Genomic DNA, 15,358 nt, shown 5'->3' with positions numbered 1-15,358 from the left:
CTAGGCGTGCAACTGCCGTCCGCCGCCAAAGCTCCAGTTCTCCCAGGCGGTTTCCTGCAGCACCACCATCACCTGTTCGGTATCGATGCCCAGCGCCGCCAATCGTTGCATCAGGTCGGTCAGCAACGCCCGTTTGACCTTCACGCTGCGGCCGACCGACCAGAGGATTTCGATCAGCAGCGCGTCGTCGGTGCGCGGGCGGGCCAGGTCCGGATAGGTCGGGTCGATGTGGGCGTCGCTCGGATCGAGCGTGAAGACGCGCTGGAAGCGGTCGGTCCCGGGCACACCGGCCTGCACCAGCGCGGCGTGGATGGCGTCGAGCACGGCGGCCTTGTACACGGCGGGCCGGCGCTGCCTCAGGGTCAGGGTGACGAGTGGCATGGTGGCTGCTCCGGTCGGGGTCAGGCGGCGGCGCGGCGGTCCAGCCGCGCCTGCAACCGGCGGGTACTGCGACTCAGTCGCTCGCTGGCGCCCTGCTGGATCCTTGCCCAGGCGGCGTCGGCACCGCGCCAGAAATCGTTGATGGCAACCTGGCGGTCGGCCTCGGCCAAGCGACGTGCGGCGGCATGCTGATGGGCGCGGATGAGGGTGTCGAGGCGGTCGGGTGTCATGGCGGGCTCCGATGGATGGTTGGCGGTGACTGCACTTTCACAGCAAAACCAGAACACGGAAACCACCATCAGAGACAATTGGCTTTGCAGTTCTTGCAACACCGAGGAGCCCTTGATGAATCTGGACCTGGACGAAGCCGCCCTCTTCCTGCGTGTGGCCGAGCTCGGCTCGCTGTCGGCCGCAGCGCGCGAGCGCAATGCGCCGGTGAGCCAGGTCTCGCGCACGCTGGCGCGGCTGGAGGCGCGCTGCGGCGTGCGCCTGATGCACCGCACCACCCACGGACTGAGCCTGACCGACGAGGGCGACACGTTCGCCGCCCACGCGCGGCGATTGGTGGACACACGCGACGAACTGGCGGCGGCGCTGCACATCAAGCGCGGCGGGCCCAGCGGCTGGGTGCGGCTGGCGGTGAGCCCGGTGCTGGCCGAAGCGGTGATTGCGCCTAGCCTGCCTTCGCTTTACGAGAAGTACCCGCAGTTGCAGGTGGACGTGATGGCAGACGATCGCCTGCACGACATGGCGCGCGACGGCGTGGACATCGCAATCCGCACCGGTTCACCCGCTGGCGACAACCTGGTGGCGCGCCCGATCGCCGAACACGGCCGGCGGTTGTTCGCCTCTCCCGCCTACCTGCAACGCTTTGGCACGCCCCAGCACCCCGACGATCTCGCGCAGCACCGCCTGATCACCAGCAGCGCCAGCCCCTTGCTCAACCGCTGGCCCTGGTCGGCCAAGGCGGGTCAGTCCAAGGACAGCGTGTTCCAGGCCAAGGGCCACACACGCAGCGACAACACCTCATTGACGCTGGCGCTGGTCCTGCAAGGTGTGGGCATCGCGCGGCTCAATGATGTGGCCAGCCGTCGTCATCTCGCATCGGGCGAACTGGTGCCGTTGCTGGACGACTGGTTCGACCGCAGCCGGGTGCCGATCTACGCGGTCATGTTGCACGAGCGCCACCGCCTGCCCAAGATCCGCGCCTGCATCGAACACTGGTCCGCCTGGATGCAGGGTGTGGTCTGAACGCAGCGATCAGCAGGCCTCGTCCAACCCCTCGGCATCGAACCCGGCCGGTTCGGACAGAAAGATACCCGGCATGTGCGTCACATGCTGCCCCAGGTCGAGCACCGCCTTCACGCTCCCCGCCTCGTCCACGATCGCCAGCCCCTCTTCGTCCAGCCGGTACACCGGTGTGGGCACAGCCAGTCCGCCGGAGCAAGAGCGCCAAGGGGTGGCAACGACAGTGCCTTGCTCACGCTCCCAGCGCGCCAGGGCATGCTCCGCCCAGCCGAGCACGGGCACGTAGGTCAGCGCCACGCGCCCGGTCGAGCGCTCCAGCTCCTGCAAGGACGCCAGGTCAGGAACCTGGCAATACAGCTGTGTAGGGCGACCTTCGCGGTCAATGCGCGCCAGGGGCAGGGCACGACCGGGAAAGACATCGTCAAGTGGTTTGAAAGTGGCCATCACCGACCCACTCTACGCGCCCGGCAGCGCCGGGCAAGGCTCCGTTGCCGCCGAGCCAATGCCCGATCAGACCAGTGTTGTATTGGCCTTACCGCTTCGTAAAAAAGAGCACAGTTACTGATCCCCCTGCAGCACGAATTCGATGGCCGCGCAGACCGCCGCCGCTTGCGCAGCGTCGCATTGCTCTGGTGTCGCACGCGAACTGTCGGGGTAGACCTCGGTGGTGGTCGTGTAGCGCGCGCCGGTGATGTTGGTGCACAGTCCGAGCTCGCGCAGCGCGTAGCGGATCACGCCATGCGCCACCAGAGGCGAGCCGATGATGCCCCCCTGCGCGTCAGCGGGAGCGATGTGTGTCACCCGCTCCACCGCAGTGATGATGGCTTGCTGAAATGCCGGCTGAGGGTTCTCGGTGTCATCGACCAGATAGAAACCGTCGGGGATCGTGCAGGGCTCGAAGACTTCCCCATCGCGGGCGGACTTGGCCGGGTGAAACTCGGATTCATCGGTGTCGGTGGTTTCGTGCAGGTCGATGTGCGCGGCGAACTGCCCCTTCAACGTTGCCACCAGTTGAATCAGCGCCGCCGACTCCTGTGCCGGGCTCGGTGTGCGGAATGAGCGGTTGGGATCGATCGCATCATGGTTCCAACGCTGGACGCGCTCGTACGCCCAAGGACTGACGCAAGGCACCACCAGCAGGTTGACCCGGTTTTCATAAGCCTGCGCATGCTGGTCGAGAAACCGCAATGCGCCATGCACGCCGCTGGTCTCGTAGCCATGCACGCCGCCGGTGATGAGCACGACCGGGCGACCCGCCACCCAGGTGCGGTTGCGCAGCACCGGCAGCGGGTAGCGTTCTTCGCCGTAGACCACTTCGCCGTAACTCTGCACATCGAAGCGGGAGCCCAACCGCTCGATCGGCCCCATCACTTCTAGAGCATGGCTGCGCTGGCGCCGCTGGGCCGCGCGCCATTGAGCCACTTCGGCCAATCCCCAGGGCTGTCCGGGTGCACCGATGGGATAGAAGGCATGAGAAGCTGAGGCTGTTGTCATGGGTCTGATGGGGATGGAGCAGCGACAATGCGGCCCATGAATTTTGCAGAACGACTCAAGACCCTGCCTTCCGTCGCCCACCTTGCCTCGCTCGACCTGCTGGACAGCGGCGGCCAGGTCATCGCCTCTCTTCACAACAAGCCCGGACAGGCGGGCTCGCTGGCGGTCTATCACGGCCTGGCGCAACAGCACGATGGAAAGATCACCCCCGCCGCTGCGGCGTTGGGCCTGCAGTGGTACGCCGAGCACACCGCGGATGCGGCTGCGAACCCGGGCAAGCACCCTAACATCGACCGCCTCGTTGCATGGTCCCAAGGTACGGCCTCCTATCTGGTGCAGCCGCACAACGCCTGACCAACGGTCAGATTCGTGTCAAGGGCCTTGTACTAGAATCGCCGGCTATGTTTGTCGCCAGCCCGTTCCTCCTGAACAAAGCACCCGCCGCCATGGCCGGTGTCGCTGCGCGCGCAATCACCATCAAAACCACGACCATTAAGGGCTGATCCAGCCTGGTTCGTCGTGCGCCCTCCCCGGCCAGACGAGCCGGGCAAGTCGGTCTGGTCTGGACCTGTTTATTCACTTGAAAGGGCGTTTGAAATGAGCAAGTTGGTTGGTCTGGTCGGCTGGCGTGGCATGGTCGGCTCCGTGTTGATGGATCGCATGGTCGAAGAAAAAGACTTCGACCTGATCGAGCCGCTGTTCTTCTCCACCTCGAACGCCGGCGGCAAGGCCCCCGCGATGGCGAAGAACGAGACCACGCTGCAGGACGCGAACAACATCGACGCCCTCAAGCGCTGCGAGATCATCATCACCGCCCAGGGCGGCGACTACACCAACGAGGTCTACCCCAAGCTGCGCGCCGCTGGCTGGAATGGGCACTGGATCGACGCCGCCTCCGCCCTGCGCATGGAAAAGGACGCCGTCATCATCCTCGACCCGGTCAACATGCCGGTGATCAAGAACGCCCTGGCCAAGGGCGGCAAGGAATGGATCGGCGGCAACTGCACCGTCTCCTGCATGCTGATGGGCGTGGGAGCGCTGTACAAGGCCGGTCTGGTCGAGTGGATGTCCACCCAGACCTACCAGGCGGCCTCTGGCGGCGGCGCCCAGCACATGCGCGAACTGCTGACGCAGTACGGCACGCTGAATGCCGAGGTGAAGGCCCTGCTGGACGATCCCAAGAGCGCCATCCTGGAAATTGACCGCAAGGTCATCGCCAAGCAGCGTGCCCTGACCGCTGGCGAGACTGCCAACTTCGGCGTGCCGCTGGGCGGCAGCCTGATCCCCTGGATCGACAAGGACCTGGGCAACGGCATGTCCAAGGAAGAATGGAAGGGCATGGCCGAAACCAACAAGATCCTGGGTCTGGGCGAGGGCTTCGGCTCGGCCGCCATCCCGGTCGACGGTTTCTGCGTGCGTGTGGGCGCGATGCGCTGCCACAGCCAGGCCCTGACCTTCAAGCTCAAGAAGGACGTGCCGGTGGCCGACATCGAAGCCATGATCGCCGCCGACAACCCTTGGGCCAAGGTGGTGCCGAACACGCGTGAGGCCACGATCAAGGATCTGACGCCCGTCGCCGTGACCGGCACCATGTCGATCCCGGTGGGGCGCATCCGCAAGCTGGCGATGGGCCCGGAGTATGTCGGCGCGTTCACCATCGGTGACCAGTTGCTCTGGGGCGCTGCCGAGCCGCTGCGCCGCATGCTGCGCATCCTGCTCGACGCCTGACACTACTTCTTACCTACTTTCACAACAAAGCCGGCCCTGCGCCGGCTTTGTCGTTGTGAGGCCGCAACGACAAAGCCACCCATCAACCGACCAAAGGTCGCCCGGGAAACTCAAGCGGATTCTCAGCTTGTCACCGTAATACGTTGATGTTAAGGTCAATTCTCGGATTTTTACGTTGAGGTTCATGTGCCCAATTCCACCCGCCACACCCCTTTGTTCGGGACCCAGACAGCTCCCGTTGATGCCGGAAGGCGAGGCGCAATGAGGTTACAGACCGTGGCCGCCGCCGCGCTGCTGTGCGCCAGCCTGATGCACCACGGAGATGCTTCGGCCCTCGCGCTGGGACGTGTCGCAGTGCAATCCGCGCTGGGTGAACCCCTGCGCGCCGAGGTCGACGTGCTGGAAATGACCCCGGAAGAGGCAGGCAGCCTGCGTGTGAGCCTGGCAACCGTCGACGCCTTCCGTGCCGCGGGCATGGAGTTCAACGGTGCGCTCAGTGGTCTGCAGGTGACTTTGCAACGCCGGGCCGATGGCCGCCCTTATCTGAGCCTGGTGGGCTCGCGCGCGGTGAACGAACCGTTCGTGGACATGGTGCTCGAAGCCAACTGGGCGTCTGGCAAGCTGGTGCGGGACTACACCCTGCTGCTTGATCCGCCGAAGATCGCCGCTCCGGCACCTGCGCCGCTAAATGCTGCGGTGGCACGTGCACCCGCCCCGGCTTCAGCAGCTCCGACCGCTGCCGCGCCGGCAGCCGCAGTGACGGCACCGGAAGCCTCCGGCCGTCCGGCTGCCAAGACCGCCAAGCCCGCAGCAGTGCCCAAGGCCGAACCGGCTGCAGCCCCTGCCGCCAAGCCCGCCGAGAAATCGGCCGCCGAAGAAGGCGACCGCAAGCAAGTACGCGTCAAGGCTGGAGAAACCGCCGGTCGCATTGCGGCAGCCAACCTGCCGTCCAACGCTTCGCTGGACCAGATGCTGGTGGCCATGCTCAGGTCCAACCCGAAGGCCTTCATCGGCGGCAACGTCAACCGCATCAAGGCCGGCGCCATTCTGGATCTGCCGACCGATGGAGGGTCCACCGGCGTGACCGCTCCCGAAGCGCGCCGCATCGTGGCCGCGCAAAGCCGTGATTTCAACGAGTTCCGTCGCCGTCTCGCAGGCGCCGTGCCAGCGGCCGGCGTGTCCGCCGCCGACCGCCAGGCCACCGGCAAGGTGCAGACCGAGGTCGAAGACAAGAAACCGGCACCAGCCACCCAGGACAAGCTCACGCTGTCAAAAGGCTCTGCAGGCCAGAACGCCAAGGAAGAGAAGATCGCCAAAGATCGGCAGGCCCAGGAGTCTTCGACCCGGGTTGCCGAGATTTCACGCAACATCAATGACCTTTCCAAGCTGACACCCCCGGCACCCGCGGGATCCGCTGCAGCGCCCGCCAAACCCGGCGCCGCCGTCCCCACGCCTGCGGTACCGATCGGTGCTCCGGCGACGGCCCCTGCGGCCGCGGCACCCAAGCCCGCCGCCGCGCCTGCTCCTGCCGCTCCTGCCGCTCCTCCCGCACCGGCACCCGCAGCCCCGGCTGCAACGCCACCCGCGCCAGCACCGGCAGCGGCTGCACCAGCCCCTGCCGCAGCTGCACCTGCACCGGCCACAGAACCTGCACCCGCCGCTGCCGCGCCTGCCACTCCCGCGCCTGAGCCCGCACCGGCACCAGCGCCCGCCTTGAAGAAGCCAGTCGTCATTCCCCCTCCGGCACCGCAACCCGAAGAAACGTCTTTCATCAGCCAGCTGACGGAAAACCCGCTTGTGCTTCCGGGCGCTGGCGTGCTGCTGGCCCTGCTGGGTGGCTTCGGCTTCTACCGCATGCGCCAGAAGAAGAAAGGCAATGGCGTCGACAGCTCGTTCCTGGAAAGCCGTCTTCAACCCGACTCGTTCTTCGGCTCCAGCGGCGGCCAGCGTATCGACACCAACGAAGCTCCGGCATCGGGTTCGTCGATGGTCTATTCCCCCAGCCAGCTCGATGCAGCCGGTGACGTGGACCCGGTGGCCGAAGCCGATGTGTATCTGGCTTATGGCCGCGATCTGCAAGCCGAGGAAATCCTCAAGGAAGCGATGCGCAGCGCGCCCACCCGCGTGGCCATCCACAACAAGCTGCTGGAAATCTATGCCAAGCGCCGTGACTCGAAGGCCTTCGAGGTGGTGGCGACCGAAGCCTACAGCCTGACCCAGGGTCAGGGCCCAGAGTGGGAACACGCCTGCCAGCTTGGCAAGGATCTGGATCCGGAAAATCCGATGTACCAGCCGGGCGGCGCTCCCGCTGCGCGCGCGGGCATGCCGGTGCCGGTGGGTGGTGGTGCCCCCAACACCGTGCCGTTTGGCAGCAGCACGCTGGGCCAGAACTCCAAGCCCGGCGAAGACGGCGATCTGGATCTGGATCTGGACTTCATCGAAGAGTCGGTCCGCGCCCCGCTGGCCAGCGCAGCGGGTGTGGTCGATCGGCCGCCGGTGTCGGCCATGGACGACCTGTCTCAGACCGACGCGCTGACCTCCAAGCCGGTGGATCTCAACCCGCCGGCTTCGCGTCCGATGGACTTCGATCTGGACTTCCCGTCCGACCCGATGCCGCTGACGCCGGAACCCGTTGCGCAAGCCAGCTCGACCTTCGACGATGGAGAGGTTCTGCCCGACTTCGACCTGTCGGCGCCCTCGGAACCTGCACCGGCCGAGCCATCCAAGCCTGGGGACCTGATGTCCTTTGACCTGGGTGACCTGAACCTGGACCTGAACAAGCCGTCTGCCGCAGACACCCCGACCACCGACGGAACGCTGGGCGCCGAAAGCCCGCTGGAGACAAAGTTGTCGCTGGCCGAAGAGTTCCGTGCGATTGGTGACCTTGAAGGCGCCCGATCACTGGCGGAAGAGGTTCTGGCAGAGGCCAGCGGTACGCTCAAGACCAAGGCCACGGCCTTCCTGGCCGACTTGGCCTGATCGATCCGAGCCCCTTGACCGACCTGGATACGGAACACGCCTCCCTGCCCTCAAGGGCTGGTGGGCGTGTGGCGCTGGGGGTGAGCTACAACGGTCGTTCCTACGACGGCTGGCAGAGCCAGCCCAATGGCAACACGGTGCAGGACAAGCTCGAACGCGCGCTGGCACGCTTTCTCGATGCGCCTGCGGTCAGCACGCTATGCGCCGGCCGTACCGACGCTGGCGTGCACGGCCTGATGCAAGTGGTCCATTTTGACTGCGTGCTGGAACGCCCCGACAACGCCTGGGTCCGTGGCACCAACAGCTTTCTTCCCTCCGACATTGCGGTGCAGTGGGCACGCCACGTGCCAGCCGGTTTTCATGCACGTGCCGCAGCCACATCGCGCCGCTACGCCTACGTGCTGCTGGAGTCGCCCGTTCGTCCCAGCGTCGACGACGGGCAGGTGGGCTGGGTATTCCGCCCGATGAACCAGAAGGCGATGGAACAGGCCGCCAGCGTGCTGCTCGGAGTGCACGACTTCACCTCGTTTCGGGCGTCGTCCTGCCAGGCACACACCCCGGTCAAGGACATGCGCCGCATCGAAATCGCCCGCCGTGGCGCCTACTGGCGCTTCGAGTTTGAGGCCTCGGCTTTCCTGCACCACATGATCCGCAACATCATGGGCTGCCTGATCGCCATCGGCAGCGGCAACCGGCCGCCAGCGTGGATGGCTGAGGTACTGGCCGCAAAAAGCCGCGACGCCGCTGCGCCAACCTTTGCCCCCGACGGGCTGTACTTCCTTGGCCCGGTCTACGATCCGTCGTGGAACATCCCGGAACGCACGCCCGCCTTCGACTGGTTGCCCTGAAACGCCCATGCACCGCACCCGCATCAAGATCTGTGGCCTCACACGTGAGAGTGACGTGGATGCCGCTGTGCACGCTGGGGCGGACGCGATCGGTTTCGTGCTCTACGCACAGAGCCCACGTTTCGTGAGCCCGGAGCGTGCGGGTGAACTGGCGAACCGCCTGCCGCCCTTCGTTACACCGGTGCTGCTGTTCGTGAACGCCAGCCGCGAGTTCATCGCCCAGGGCGTGGCGGCGGTGCCCAACGCCCTGCTGCAGTTCCACGGTGACGAAACGCCGGCCGACTGCGCTGCCGCCGGTCGCCCGTTCCTGCGCGCTGCCCGCATTCCCCCTGGGCCTGTCGGCGCGGGCTTTGATCTCATAAAATATGCATCCGACTTCGCTGCGGCCCAAGCCATCCTGCTCGACGCCCACGTCGAGGGCTATGGCGGCGGTGGTCAATCTTTCGACTGGAATGCTTTCCCTTGGTCACATCCACAACTAAACGCCAGCTCTCGCCTCGTTTTGTCTGGTGGACTCACGCCTGCAAACGTGACCGATGGCATCAGCCGCGTACGGCCCTGGGCCGTTGACGTGAGCTCCGGGGTCGAAGTCTCCAAAGGCATCAAGGACCCCGACAAGATGCTCGCCTTCGTGGCCGCCGTGCGCGCGGCCGATGCGCAAAACTCCCGCCCCAGCTGACCCATCGTTCGAATGTGAACGGGTGGCTCGGGCCCCAGAACCGAAACACCCCATGGACACCAGCAACTACCAGCAACCCGACGCCCGCGGCCATTTCGGCATCTACGGTGGCAGCTTCGTGAGCGAGACGCTCACGCACGCCATCAACGAACTCAAGGCCGCCTACGCGAAGTACCAGAACGACCCCGAGTTTCTGGCCGAATTCCGCAAGGAACTGGCGCACTTCGTCGGCCGGCCCAGTCCGATCTACCACGCCGAGCGCATGAGCCGCGAACAGGGCGGCGCCCAGATCTTCCTCAAGCGCGAGGACCTCAACCACACCGGCGCACACAAGATCAACAACGTGATCGGTCAGGCCATGCTCGCCAAGCGCATGGGCAAGCCGCGCGTGATCGCCGAAACCGGTGCCGGCCAGCATGGCGTGGCCACCGCCACCATCTGCGCCCGCTACGGGCTGGAGTGTGTGGTCTACATGGGCAGCGAGGACGTCAAGCGCCAGAGCCCCAACGTCTACCGCATGAAACTGCTGGGCGCGACCGTCGTGCCCGTGGAGTCGGGCAGCAAGACGCTCAAGGACGCGCTCAACGAAGCCATGCGCGACTGGGTAGCCAACGTGGACAACACCTTCTACATCATCGGCACCGTGGCCGGCCCGCATCCTTACCCGATGATGGTTCGCGACTTCCAGAGCGTGATCGGCAACGAGTGCCTGGTGCAGATGCCGCAGATGTTGAAAGAGGCGGGTTGCGAGGGCGAGCAGCCCGACGCCGTGGTCGCCTGCGTGGGCGGCGGCAGCAACGCCATGGGCATCTTCCATCCCTACATCAACCACAATTCCACGCGCCTGATCGGCGTGGAAGCAGCTGGCGAAGGCCTGGACAGCGGCAAGCACTCGGCCTCTCTGCAAAAGGGCAGCCCCGGCGTGCTGCACGGCAACCGCACCTATGTGCTGCAGGACGACAACGGCCAGGTCACCGAGACGCACAGTGTCAGCGCCGGCCTGGACTACCCGGGCGTCGGCCCCGAGCACGCATTCCTCAAGGACATTGGCCGCGCCGAGTACGTTGGCATCACCGACAAGGAAGCGCTGGAAGCCTTCCACTACCTCTGTCGCACCGAGGGCATCATCCCCGCGCTCGAATCGAGCCACGCCGTGGCCTACGCCATGAAGCTGGCCAAGACCATGAAGCCCACGCAGTCGGTGCTGGTCAATCTCTCTGGCCGTGGCGACAAGGACATTGGCACGGTGGCCGACCTGTCGAATGCCGACTTCTATTGCCGCCCCAGCTGCCGCGGCCAGTCCGTCAAGGGCGGCGCCGAATCTGTTGTGAAGGTCTCCAAATGAGCCGCATCGAAAAAGCACTGGCCGATCTCAAGGCACAGAACCGCAAGGCACTGATCCCCTTCGTCACAGCCGGCTTCCCCTACGCCGACGTCACACCCAAGCTGATGCACGGCATGGTCGACGGCGGCGCCGACATCATCGAACTGGGCGTCCCGTTCTCCGACCCGTCGGCCGACGGTCCGGTGATCCAGAAGGCTGGCGACCGCGCGCTGGCGCTGGGCATCGGCCTGGCGCAGGTGATTGCCATGGTGCGTGAGTTCCGCAAGGACAACGACCGCACACCCGTGGTGTTGATGGGTTACGCCAATCCCATCGAGCGCTACGACCAGAAACATGGCGCGGGCAGTTTCGTGCGCGATGCATCGGCCGCCGGCGTGGATGGCGTGCTGGTGGTGGACTACCCGCCCGAGGAATGCGAAGACTTCGCGGCGGCGCTGCGCGCGGCCAACATGGACCTGATCTTCCTGCTGGCCCCGACGTCCACCGACGAGCGCATGGCGCAGGTCGCGCGCGTGGCCAGCGGCTACGTCTACTACGTCTCGCTCAAGGGCGTGACCGGCGCCGGCACGCTGGACGTCGGCCAGGTGGAAGCGATGCTGCCGCGCATCCGCGCGCATGTGAGCATTCCGGTCGGCGTGGGCTTCGGTATCCGCGACGCCGAGACCGCCAAGGCGATTGGCAAGACCGCGGACGCGGTCGTCATCGGCAGCAAGATCATCCAGCTGATCGAAGACGAACCGTTCGAAAAAGTCGTCCCGGTGGCAGCGCATTTCCTGCGCACCATCCGAAAAGCGCTGGACGCATAATCCGTTTCACTTTTTCCGGGCCCCGGCCCGGCGTGTCGATAGGAGCATCCGATGTCCTGGCTTGAAAAACTGCTGCCGCCCAAGATCACGCACACCGACCCGGCCGAGCGCCGCAGCGTGCCCGAAGGCCTGTGGATCAAATGCCCGAGCTGCGAGGCCGTGCTCTACAAGACCGATCTGGAAAAAAACCAGAATGTCTGCCCGCACTGCAGCCACCACCACCGCATTGGCGCGCGCGCGCGGCTGAACGCATTCCTCGATGCCGAAGGCCGCTACGAACTGGCGCAGGAGGTGCTGCCGGTCGATGCTCTGAAATTCAAGGACAGCCGCAAGTACCCCGAGCGCCTCAAGGAAGCACTGGAGAACACCGGCGAAACCGATGCGCTGATCGTCATGGGCGGCGCGGTGCAGGGCATCAGCTTGGTCGTGGCCTGCTTTGAGTTCGACTTCATGGGCGGCTCCATGGGTTCGGTGGTCGGCGAGCGCTTCGTGCGCGGTGTTGAGGAAGCCATCGCCCAGAAGGTCCCCTTCGTCTGCTTCACCGCCACCGGCGGCGCGCGCATGCAGGAAGGTTTGCTGTCGCTGATGCAGATGGCCAAGACCAATGCATCGCTGACCCGACTGGCCAAGAAGAACCTGCCCTATATCAGCGTGCTGACCGACCCGACCATGGGCGGTGTCTCGGCTGGGTTTGCTTTTGTCGGCGACGTGGTGATCGCCGAGCCCAAGGCGCTGATCGGTTTTGCCGGTCCGCGCGTGATCGAGAACACCGTGCGCGTGAAGCTGCCCGAGGGCTTTCAGCGCGCCGAGTTTCTGCAGACCAAGGGCGCCGTGGACTTCATCTGCGACCGCCGCGAGTTGCGCAGCACCGTGGCCAACACCCTGGCCATGCTGCAGCGCCAGAGCGCCGACGCGGTGGTGCCCGATTGAGCGGAGACGGTCCGCTGACGCTGAAACAGCTGCCGCTGTTTCCACTGCAGACTGTCCTGTTTCCCGGCGGCTGGATGCCGCTGCGCATCTTCGAGGTGCGCTATCTCGACATGATCAAGCGCTGCCATGCTGCGGGGGCGCCGTTTGGCGTGGTCTGCCTGAGCGAGGGCAGCGAGGTGCGGCGGGTCGATCCGGCTTCCCCCGACAGCTTTGCGCACGAGGCGTTCCACCCGGTCGGCACCCTGGCCCGCATCGAACAGATCGAGCACCCGCAAGCGGGTCTGATGGTCATTCATTGCCGGGGACTACAGCGCTTCCGCATCACTGGAAGCCATCGCCTGCCACACGGCCTGTGGGTGGCCGATGTGCAGCTGGACGAGCCAGAACGGGTGGTGCCGGTGCCCGAACACCTGCGCAGCACGCGCGATGCGCTGCAACGCGTGCTGGCCAACCTGCGAGAGCGCGAACCCGAGTCTATGAACGAGTTGCCGCTGCAGCCGCCTTACCAGTGGGACGACAGCGGCTGGGTGGCGAACCGCTGGACCGAGTTGCTGCCGGCACCGGCCGAACTCAAGCAGCGTCTGATGGCGTTGGACAACCCGATGCTGCGGCTCGAACTGATCTCGGACCTGCTCGACAAACTCGGCGTGGAACGTTAGTCAAGGCAGAAATGACAGCGCCTGCATGTAGCGCGCGCTGACCATCAGGCTGTCCCAGTCCATGGCGTCACCTCGCGGCAGCAGTGCCTGTCGACGCTCTTCGCTTGCCGGATTGGGTTGCCAGTCACCCAGCACCAGCGCCTTGGACAAGGCCTCGATCGCCTCGTCGATTGGCGCGCCACCGTCCACCACCGACTGGTTGCACAGCAGCACCATGTCCCCGCCCGCACCCAGTGCCGCCAGCGCTGCCTCGGTGAAACTCACCTCGCGGCCTTCGATCTTTCGTGCCGCGGCCATGCTCAGGTCGTCGCTGAAGATGGCGCCGGTAAAACCCAGCTGGTGTCGCAGCACGTCCTGCAGCCAGCGCGATGAAAATCCCGCCGGTCGCGTGTCCACCTTCGGATAGATCACGTGCGCCGGCATCACGGCATCCAGGCTGGCCGACAGCCAGCCATAGGGCGCCGCGTCTTCTGCCAGGATGGCCCTGAGGCTGCGCTTGTCGACCGGGATCGCCAGGTGCGAGTCGGCTTTCACGAAGCCGTGCCCTGGAAAGTGCTTGCCGCAGTTGCCCATGCCACTCTGCCGCAGGCCGTGCATCAGCGCCTGCGCCAGCACGCTCGCCACACGGGGATCGCGCCCGAACGAGCGGTCACCGATCACCGAGCTCTCGCCGTAATCGAGATCGAGCACCGGCGTGAAGCTCAGATCGACGCCGCAGGCGCGCAGTTCGGCGCCGAGCACGTAGCCCGCCGCCGCTGCCGCATTGGTCGCGCGCATGGCAGGGCCGCCCTCCCCTTCGCCCTTCTTCGACGCAGACAGCCACAACTGGCCGAAGGCGGCCATCGGCGGCACATGAGTGAAGCCGTCGGTGCGAAAGCGCTGCACGCGCCCACCTTCGTGGTCCACCGCGATCAACAGGTCCGCCCGCACTGCCTTGACCTGCGCGCACAGGCGGGTCAGTTGATCGCGGTTCTGCCAGTTGCGGCCGAACAGGATGATGCCGCCGACCAGCGGATGGGCCAGGCGCTGGCGGTCGGTGTCGGTCAGCTCGAAGCCGGCGACGTCGATGATGAGGGGAGCGTGTGTGTGCATGTCAGTCTTTTTCCACGACCACGAAGCTCGCGGCGTAGTCGGTTTCGTCGGTCACCGTCACGTGGGCGCGCAGGCCCTGTGCCTCGAACCAGATCTTCAGCTCGCCATGGAGGACGATCACCGGCTGGCCACTGGGCAGATTGAGAATTTCGCAGCTGCGCCATGTCATGGGCATGCGCATGCCCAGTCCGATGGCCTTGGAGAACGCCTCCTTGGCCGAAAAGCGGGTCGCCAGATAACTCAGGCCACGTTGTGGCCAGCGAGCACTGCGGCTCTGCCAGATCGCCAGTTCCTGGTCGCCCAGCACCTTTTGTGCGAAGCGCTCACCCTGGCGTTGGAAGGTCGCCTCGATGCGCCGGACGTCGCAGATGTCGGTGCCGATGCCGAAAATCATGCAAAGGCATCCGCGATGCAGCGGTTGTAGTCCACGATCGTCGCGGCATAACCGAGCTCCAGTGCGTCGGCAATCAGCGCGTGGCCGATCGAGACCTCGCTCACGCCCGGCACGGTGCGCAGGAAGGCCGTGAGGTTGTCGCGGTTGAGATCGTGGCCGGCGTTCACACCCAGCCCGGCATCGAGCGCCGCCTGTGCCGCCGCGCGGTAACGCTCGAGCTGGTTCTGACGGTCCGACGTGTGCCAGGCTGCGGCATAAGGTTCGGTGTAAAGCTCCACCCGATCGGCGCCCACGGCCTTCGCGGCCGCCATCTGTGCAGGCTCGGGATCCATGAACAGGCTTACGCGAGCACCCAGCGCCTGCGCCTCGGCGATCAGGGGTCGCAGACGCTCGGCGTCCTGCGGGAACGTCCAGCCATGGTCGCTGGTGAACTGGCCTTCACTGTCGGGCACCAAGGTCAGTTGATGCAGCGGAAGGCCGCGCTCCTTGACCTCGCGCGCGACCGCCATCAGGTTGTGGAACGGATTGCCCTCGATGTTGTATTCGCGGTCGGGCCAGGCCTGCAGCAGTGCGGCCAGATCGAACACGTCGTGGAGGCGGATGTGGCGCTCGTCGGGGCGCGGGTGCACCGTGATGCCACGCGCGCCGGCTTCGAGACACAGGGTCGCAGCGCGGGTGACCGATGGAATGCCGAGGTGGCGTGTGTTGCGCACCAGCGCGACCTTGTTGAGGTTGACCGATAGCGCGGTCGGATGGAATGCAGCGTGGGCCATGG

At 65.7% G+C, this 15,358-nt stretch carries 17 protein-coding genes; 10 read left to right on the top strand and 7 right to left on the bottom strand.

Going from position 1 to position 15,358, the window contains the following annotated elements; translation table 11 throughout:
* Window positions 1–381: a tautomerase family protein gene (locus ACLIJ1_RS00840; RefSeq protein WP_411363584.1), complete on the bottom strand. Its 381-nt coding sequence runs from the start codon at window positions 379–381 to the stop codon at window positions 1–3.
* A 20-nt stretch (window positions 382–401) separates the two neighbouring features.
* Window positions 402–611: a hypothetical protein gene (locus tag ACLIJ1_RS00835; protein WP_411363583.1), complete on the bottom strand. Its 210-nt coding sequence runs from the start codon at window positions 609–611 to the stop codon at window positions 402–404.
* 115 nt (window positions 612–726) lie between these two features.
* On the opposite strand from ACLIJ1_RS00835, the gene ACLIJ1_RS00830 reads away from it, so the two are divergent.
* Window positions 727–1,632, top strand: a complete 906-nt coding sequence (locus ACLIJ1_RS00830) for a LysR family transcriptional regulator (RefSeq protein WP_411363582.1) — start codon at window positions 727–729, stop codon at window positions 1,630–1,632.
* A 9-nt stretch (window positions 1,633–1,641) separates the two neighbouring features.
* On the opposite strand, the gene ACLIJ1_RS00825 is transcribed toward ACLIJ1_RS00830, so the two are convergent.
* Together ACLIJ1_RS00825 and ACLIJ1_RS00820 are read right to left on the bottom strand one after the other, a co-directional pair.
* Complete coding sequence (locus tag ACLIJ1_RS00825) at window positions 1,642–2,073, bottom strand: hypothetical protein (RefSeq protein WP_411363581.1); 432 nt, start codon at window positions 2,071–2,073, stop codon at window positions 1,642–1,644.
* Between the two features lie 114 nt (window positions 2,074–2,187).
* Window positions 2,188–3,123, bottom strand: coding sequence for a M14 family metallocarboxypeptidase (locus ACLIJ1_RS00820; protein ID WP_411363580.1), 936 nt, complete (start codon window positions 3,121–3,123; stop codon window positions 2,188–2,190).
* 36 nt (window positions 3,124–3,159) lie between these two features.
* On the opposite strand from ACLIJ1_RS00820, the gene ACLIJ1_RS00815 reads away from it, so the two are divergent.
* From ACLIJ1_RS00815 to ACLIJ1_RS00775, 9 genes are all read left to right on the top strand, one after another.
* Window positions 3,160–3,477: a DUF2322 family protein gene (locus tag ACLIJ1_RS00815; RefSeq protein WP_411363579.1), complete on the top strand. Its 318-nt coding sequence runs from the start codon at window positions 3,160–3,162 to the stop codon at window positions 3,475–3,477.
* Between the two features lie 243 nt (window positions 3,478–3,720).
* Window positions 3,721–4,851 (top strand): aspartate-semialdehyde dehydrogenase, encoded by a 1,131-nt coding sequence (gene asd / locus ACLIJ1_RS00810; protein WP_411363578.1) that lies wholly within the window; start codon window positions 3,721–3,723, stop codon window positions 4,849–4,851.
* Window positions 4,852–5,112: 261 nt separating this feature from the next.
* Entirely contained in the window at window positions 5,113–7,830 is a 2,718-nt protein-coding gene (locus ACLIJ1_RS00805) for a FimV/HubP family polar landmark protein (protein WP_411363577.1), read from the top strand.
* Window positions 7,831–7,844: 14 nt separating this feature from the next.
* The gene (gene truA / locus ACLIJ1_RS00800; protein WP_411363576.1) at window positions 7,845–8,678 is read left to right on the top strand and encodes a tRNA pseudouridine(38-40) synthase TruA; all 834 of its coding nucleotides are present in this window, start codon (window positions 7,845–7,847) and stop codon (window positions 8,676–8,678) included.
* A gap of 7 nt (window positions 8,679–8,685) precedes the next feature.
* Window positions 8,686–9,357 (top strand): phosphoribosylanthranilate isomerase, encoded by a 672-nt coding sequence (locus ACLIJ1_RS00795; protein ID WP_411363575.1) that lies wholly within the window; start codon window positions 8,686–8,688, stop codon window positions 9,355–9,357.
* A gap of 52 nt (window positions 9,358–9,409) precedes the next feature.
* On the top strand, window positions 9,410–10,702 hold the full coding sequence (trpB, locus tag ACLIJ1_RS00790; RefSeq protein WP_411363574.1) for a tryptophan synthase subunit beta: 1,293 nt from the start codon (window positions 9,410–9,412) through the stop codon (window positions 10,700–10,702).
* Window positions 10,699–11,508 (top strand): tryptophan synthase subunit alpha, encoded by an 810-nt coding sequence (gene trpA / locus ACLIJ1_RS00785; protein ID WP_411363573.1) that lies wholly within the window; start codon window positions 10,699–10,701, stop codon window positions 11,506–11,508. The genes trpB and trpA overlap by 4 nt, the downstream gene beginning before the upstream one ends.
* A 51-nt stretch (window positions 11,509–11,559) precedes the next feature.
* Window positions 11,560–12,438 (top strand): acetyl-CoA carboxylase, carboxyltransferase subunit beta, encoded by an 879-nt coding sequence (gene accD / locus ACLIJ1_RS00780; protein WP_411363572.1) that lies wholly within the window; start codon window positions 11,560–11,562, stop codon window positions 12,436–12,438.
* A complete protein-coding gene (locus tag ACLIJ1_RS00775; RefSeq protein WP_411363571.1) occupies window positions 12,435–13,097 on the top strand; it encodes an LON peptidase substrate-binding domain-containing protein in 663 nt (220 codons plus the stop codon). Before accD ends, ACLIJ1_RS00775 begins: the two co-directional genes overlap by 4 nt.
* Here the strand turns inward: ACLIJ1_RS00775 and nagZ are convergent, their stop codons facing one another.
* Genes nagZ through ACLIJ1_RS00760 form a run of 3 tightly spaced genes read right to left on the bottom strand, consistent with a single transcriptional unit; the run spans window position 13,098 to window position 15,356 of the window.
* Entirely contained in the window at window positions 13,098–14,189 is a 1,092-nt protein-coding gene (gene nagZ, locus ACLIJ1_RS00770; protein ID WP_411363570.1) for a beta-N-acetylhexosaminidase, read from the bottom strand.
* 1 nt (window position 14,190) lies between these two features.
* Window positions 14,191–14,583 (bottom strand): holo-ACP synthase, encoded by a 393-nt coding sequence (gene acpS, locus ACLIJ1_RS00765; protein WP_411363569.1) that lies wholly within the window; start codon window positions 14,581–14,583, stop codon window positions 14,191–14,193.
* Window positions 14,580–15,356, bottom strand: coding sequence for a pyridoxine 5'-phosphate synthase (locus ACLIJ1_RS00760; protein WP_411363568.1), 777 nt, complete (start codon window positions 15,354–15,356; stop codon window positions 14,580–14,582). Before ACLIJ1_RS00760 ends, acpS begins: the two co-directional genes overlap by 4 nt.
* Window positions 15,357–15,358: the final 2 nt, after the last annotated feature.

Origin of the sequence: Hydrogenophaga sp. RWCD_12 (genome assembly GCF_046604225.1) — a bacterium.
Taxonomy (GTDB): domain Bacteria; phylum Pseudomonadota; class Gammaproteobacteria; order Burkholderiales; family Burkholderiaceae_C; genus Hydrogenophaga.
This window is presented reverse-complemented; position numbering and strand designations above follow the sequence as displayed.